Origin of the sequence: uncultured Campylobacter sp. (assembly GCF_937997465.1) — a bacterium.
Taxonomy (GTDB): Bacteria; Campylobacterota; Campylobacteria; order Campylobacterales; family Campylobacteraceae; genus Campylobacter_A.
The window spans coordinates 1-5,378 of sequence record NZ_CALKTQ010000333.1; the positions used below are offsets into that span (position 1 = coordinate 1).

Consider the following 5,378-nt stretch of genomic DNA (forward strand, 5'->3'; position numbering starts at 1 on the left):
TTTGGCTTGTTAAATTTTGGATTTTTGACCTAGATTTTTGTAAATTTAGGCTCGCGCTACTACTCGGCGCAAAATCCGCGAAACCGCCGCACTAAAAGGCAATTTTGCAACAAAATGTAAATCATCCGCTCAAGCTAGCAAATCATACCAAGCGATCAAGCACGACCAAGCCGGCAAACCGATAAATTCGCTGGCCCCGTCGCCTTATCAAAACGTAAATTTACCCCTTACGACCTAGCAAATATAGCCTCAAAGCCTGCTGGGCGGTCATTTTGAGGTTACGCATCGCGGTTTGCTTATCCATCGCTTCTTCTAGGCTAACGGGCTCGTTTAATACGCTAAAAAACGCGTCGATGCCGTTTTCGTTACAGCCGCCAGCGCACGGCGACACGCTACCTGCTAGTGCGATGATCGGTTTGCCGTATTTTTTGGCGATTTTTGCCACTCCGGTCGGGGTCTTGCCCATCGAGCTTTGAAAGTCCATCCGCCCCTCGCCGGTAATGACTAGATCGGCGTTTTTCACGTCCTCTTCGAGACGGATTTCCTCCATGATGATGTCGATGCCGGGCTTTAGTTTGGCGTTTAGGTAGCTCACAAACCCGTACCCCAGCCCGCCTGCCGCGCCCGCACCCTTGAAGTTCCAAAATTCGCTCGAAAAATGCTCGCTCGTGGCACTCGCAAAGCTAATTAGCCCGGCGTCCAGATCCTTTACCATCTGGTCGTCCGCGCCCTTTTGCGGTCCGTAGACATAAGCCGCGCCGTTTTTGCCAAACAGAGGATTATCCACGTCGCAAGCCACGAGGAATTCGCACTCTTGCAGCTCGGGCGCTACGTTTTTGTTCGAGATTTTTGTGATTTTTATGAGATTTTCGCCTTTGCCCTCGAGTAGCTCGCCATTTTCGTCAAAAAACTCGTACCCCAGCGCACTTAGCATGCCAGTACCCGCGTCGTTCGTAGCGCTACCGCCGATACCCACGATAAATTTACGCGCACCCTTGCTAATAGCATGTAAAATCATCTGCCCAAAGCCGTAAGTACTCGTTTTCATCGGGTTTCGGCGCTCTTTTTCCACCAGCATGAGCCCGCTAGAAGACGCCATCTCGAGGATGCCAAGTTCGCCTGCTAGCGCATATCTGGCGGGGATCTTTTCGCCGAGAGGATTTTGCACTATGACGTCGACAAACTCGCCGTTTAGCGCGTCCGCTAGCGCCACCACGCTACCCTCGCCGCCGTCCGCGATGGGCTTAACCGTCACCTCATCTATCTCACCTGCTAACGCTTCTATGCCCTCTTTTACGGCATTGCCGGCCTCGAGAGAGCTGAGGGAGCCTTTGAAAGAGTCGATTGCTATTAGTATTTTCATCTGTTTTCCTTTTTGGCAAGGCTTGTTTTTTGAGCGCTTTTTCAGTTGCGCTTCGCTCACTGCTTTGCAAGAAGCGGAGCTGGCTAAAATTTAGCTCGGCGTACTATCTTTGCTTCGTTGCACTCGCAACTGCAAGCAGAAGTCCAGCCTACGCTAAATTTTATCTGCGCAACCCCAAAAATCATCTCAAAATACTTCGCCTTAAATTCTACGGTCTGATTTTATCAAATTTAGTTTTAAATCGCGAGCCGAATTTGGCTTCATTATAAATTTAAAAACGTGTCGCGCGATAGCGCCACATAAACCTGCACGCAGTGCAGCAACCTCTCACGTCGTAGGGGTGGGGGGATTGTTAAGGGAGAAGGGAGCTCTTTTGCTTCGGTTTTGCCTCGCAACTGCAAGCAGACCGTAATTCAAGCCCCTTCCCCCTTAGCAAAAAGCTTAGCGCGTAATGCCAAATTTAACCAAATCAAATTTAACATTTTCAAGATGCGGGTCTAGGCGGACAAATTTGAAAATTTACCGTTCATACCGTAAAGAGTGCAGTCTCGTTGCACCAAAACCGCACTCAAATTTAGCCGTCAAATTTACAGTAAAATAAGCGACGCTACCCAAACCGTCGCCATACCCACGATACCCATTATAAAGGTAAGCATCGTCTGAGTCTTGTAGCCCTGCTCCGGCGACATCTTACTAAAGTTTGTAACGACCCAGAAGTAGCTATCGTTAGCGTGCGAAACCGTCATCGCGCCCGCAGCAATCGCCATCACCGTTAGCACCGCGCCCATCTCGCTAGTTAGCCCCAGCGCGCTCATCATCGAGCCGCTATCGGTGAAAAGCCCCATGATAGAGGCCGTCGTCGTAAGCGCCACGGTCGAGCTGCCCTGAGCGGTCTTGATGATAGCCGAGATAACAAACGGGAAAAATATGCCCACAGTGCCGATGAGGTGGGCGTTTGCCTTCATAAACTCGACGAATCCGGCCTTAGCGATGACGTTGCCTAGCACGCCGCCCGCAGCCGTGATAAAGAGGATAGGTCCCACGATCTTTAGCGTTTCATTGGTCATGAGGTTAAATTCGCCCAGTTTGCCCGTTTCGGCCAGCAAGATAACGGCAAATAGCACGCCCACGCCAAGCGCGATGATCGGGTTGCCCAAAAATAAAACGAAATTCGCAAACGAGCCTTTTAGCTTTAGTATCGAGACGACCGAACCCAGCGCCATCAGCAAAATCGGCATAAAAATCGGCGCCAAGCTCAAAAACGCACAAGGCAGCTTGCCGTGCTCTTTGATGATCTCGTCGTAGCTTTTGCCGACGTCTGCGAGATCCTCTTTTAGGCTCACTTTTGCGCCGATAGTTTTAGCAAAAAGATAGCCCGCGATGAGAACCGGTATCGAAACGACCGCACCCACGGCGATGACTAGCAGCAGGTTGTGACCTACGCCCACGAGTCCTGCGGCCGCTATCGGGCCCGGAGTCGGCGGTATAAACACGTGCGAGGTGTATAGGCCGCACGAGAGCGCGACGGCCATAGCTACGGGGTTGGCGCCGATTTTTTCCTTTATCGCGCGGCGGATCGGATCGAGTACGACGAAGCCACTATCGCAAAAGACCGGGATACCCACGATCCAGCCCATGATGAGCATAGCTAGCTCGGGGCGCTTATCGCCTACGCAGCGCACGACCATATCGGCCAGTTTTAGCGCCGCGCCCGTCTTTTCCAGCGCCATACCGATGAGCGCGCCCAGAATGATGACGATGCCTATGCTTTTAAATATCCCGCTAAATCCCTCTCCGATGATCGCGGGAACCTTGACTAGGTCGATGCCCGCGACGACGGCTAGAGCTAGCGAAACGAGCATGATCGCTATAAAGGGGTGAACCCCCAACTTAGAAATCAGCACGATCATAACGACGACCGCGATGATGAAGCAGACGATGAGAGCAATACCGCTCATAATAGCTCCTTTCGGATAAAATTTTTGTCTAGCGCAATATTACCGAAATTTGTTTTTAAAATATCTAAATTAGATTTGAAATTTTAGTTTCATTTTATAAAATAAGTGAATTTGACGGCCGATTACTTTTGCGGTAAATGTGCGGGCGGCTTTGGTGCGGTTAAATTTTGTTTTGAATTTAGGTTCGAATTTGGAGCAAATTTATCACAAAATATAACTTGCGAGGTTAAATTTTGTGATATTATAATTCGTAAAATAAGCGTCGAATTTGACTACTAGCGCTTGCCGAAGCTCAAATTTAACTCCGCCTTAAGCCTTACGGCACTATCATTTTATCAATGATTTGCAAAAGATACGAAGCGGTCAAATTTAAAACAGTTGCGGGTTTTATTGGCCCGCAAATTTTAGGCACGAGACAAAACGTATCGTCTCTGTTTTGCCGACAACTAAAAAGGATACGCTATGGGTATGATAATCTTACTTTTTTACGTTATTCCTTATATGGCGGTTAGCGCCATAGTGATGGTCATCGCCGTAAAATACACTAATAAAATTTGGATCAGAGGCATCGTAGCGGCCGCGCTATTTTTAATCCCCACTTACGACATCATAATCACAAACATTCTTGGGGCGTATTACTGCGCTACCGCTCCAAAGGCCTTTATAAAAGAAACGGTAGAGTATCCGCAGAGTATTTATTTTGAGGATAATGTTTTTAACGGCTTTAACGAGCAGGATACAGAATATATGATGAATAACTACCTTGACGGCATTCATCTAAAGACTTTGGCTTTAAATTTACCCGACGGAAACGTAGCCATATATCATTACGAGAAAAATCAAGACGAATACGACAAGATAGTAAAAGAGGTCGTGCAAGAGCTAGGGGATAAGACGTCGCACTATGATGATATCAGAGCTAGAATCATAAAAATAATCGACTCAAATAAAATCATAACTACGAAAGATAAGATGCCTAAGATGAACTATACTGTCCTATATGACAAGGTAAATTTAAATCAGTTCGCTTCTAAATACTTTCACTCGGACACAATGAGAATCATAGACAATAAAACAAATGAAACTATTGCTTTTCAACAGAGATACTTTATGTTTAAGAGGTTAACCGATTATAGTGCTGGCGGGTATAGCGGAAAGTATATATGCGATGATAAAAGAATTTCTTTAGTTATGAACACTTTTCCAAAAATGGATTTAAATATAGGGTACGTGTTACTAAATTTTGATGCGAGATTTAAAAATTACTTTAAAGGAGAGTAAAATGAGAGTAGAAGAGAAAATATTACGCTCGCCACAAAAGACTCAAGAAACGCTACAAACAGACGATTAAATTTAACATCCGACTCTCGACTCGAAATTTATTTGGCAAAGCCGAGTCGATAAATTTAATTGACAAATTTAGCAAACAGTCCATACTTATCCGCCAAAAGATAAAGCCCTAAAAATAGCGCGGCGTATAAAACGGTTTTAAATATTTTTAGCAAGGCGTGCAAATTTGATCCTTTTTGCTTCGTTAAATTTGCAAAATATTAGCCAAAGGGCGGTTAAATTTGAGTGAAATTGGGGTGGAGAGTTGAAAAATGCGGGAGTAAAATTGGGACGGGTTACCTCAGCCGTTTTAGACGCGTTTTTGAAATTTTATATATTTTCGAGCTTGCGTTTTGGCTGAAATTTTTATCCACGACCTCGTCCGCCGCCGCTTTCGCCCAGGCTTCGTCGAAGTTCTGCCCGTTTAAATTTGCGCTGCTGGAGTAGAGCCAGTCAAATTGCCTCAAAAACTCCTCGTGAGCACACTCTTTCACGACGCGTACAGCTTTGGCGTTCGGATATAAAAACGTCGTTTTCCTCGCGCGGCGCACTAAATTTTTAAATTTAGCGGGCACGTGAGCGAGATTTTTTAGCTCGCTAAGCTTTGCCGTCGTTATTAGGCAGGGTTTGTCCGCAGGACGACGCTTGAGCGCGTTTATCTCGCGAAAATCCTTGCTCAAAAATCCCGCCGTCGTATCAGTCTGCGCCAAATAGATCATCTCTCCTCC

Annotated in this window: 4 protein-coding genes; 1 reads left to right on the forward strand and 3 read right to left on the reverse strand. The window is 46.5% G+C overall.

What is annotated here, in order from left to right; translation table 11 throughout:
* Nucleotides 1-220: 220 nt before the first annotated feature.
* Both Q0546_RS11295 and Q0546_RS11300 read right to left on the reverse strand, forming a co-directional pair.
* Nucleotides 221-1,363, reverse strand: coding sequence for a glycerate kinase (locus tag Q0546_RS11295; protein WP_298793108.1), 1,143 nt, complete (start codon nucleotides 1,361-1,363; stop codon nucleotides 221-223).
* 587 nt (nucleotides 1,364-1,950) lie between these two features.
* Nucleotides 1,951-3,321: a GntP family permease gene (locus Q0546_RS11300; protein WP_298793111.1), complete on the reverse strand. Its 1,371-nt coding sequence runs from the start codon at nucleotides 3,319-3,321 to the stop codon at nucleotides 1,951-1,953.
* A 462-nt stretch (nucleotides 3,322-3,783) separates the two neighbouring features.
* On the opposite strand from Q0546_RS11300, the gene Q0546_RS11305 reads away from it, so the two are divergent.
* The gene (locus Q0546_RS11305) at nucleotides 3,784-4,602 is read left to right on the forward strand and encodes a hypothetical protein (RefSeq protein ID WP_298793113.1); all 819 of its coding nucleotides are present in this window, start codon (nucleotides 3,784-3,786) and stop codon (nucleotides 4,600-4,602) included.
* Nucleotides 4,603-4,946: 344 nt separating this feature from the next.
* Here Q0546_RS11305 and Q0546_RS11310 read toward each other — a convergent pair whose 3' ends face one another.
* The gene (locus Q0546_RS11310; RefSeq protein WP_298793115.1) at nucleotides 4,947-5,369 is read right to left on the reverse strand and encodes a Sua5/YciO/YrdC/YwlC family protein; all 423 of its coding nucleotides are present in this window, start codon (nucleotides 5,367-5,369) and stop codon (nucleotides 4,947-4,949) included.
* Nucleotides 5,370-5,378 lie beyond the last annotated feature (9 nt).

Bases quoted from the DNA above. Each gene is read 5' to 3' on its own strand.
- Q0546_RS11295 (WP_298793108.1), bottom strand. From the start codon at position 1,363: ATGAAAATACTAATAGCAATCGACTCTTTCAAAGGCTCCCTCAGCTCT.
- Q0546_RS11300 (WP_298793111.1), bottom strand. From the start codon at position 3,321: ATGAGCGGTATTGCTCTCATCGTCTGCTTCATCATCGCGGTCGTCGTT.
- Q0546_RS11305 (WP_298793113.1), top strand. From the start codon at position 3,784: ATGGGTATGATAATCTTACTTTTTTACGTTATTCCTTATATGGCGGTT.
- Q0546_RS11310 (WP_298793115.1), bottom strand. From the start codon at position 5,369: ATGATCTATTTGGCGCAGACTGATACGACGGCGGGATTTTTGAGCAAG.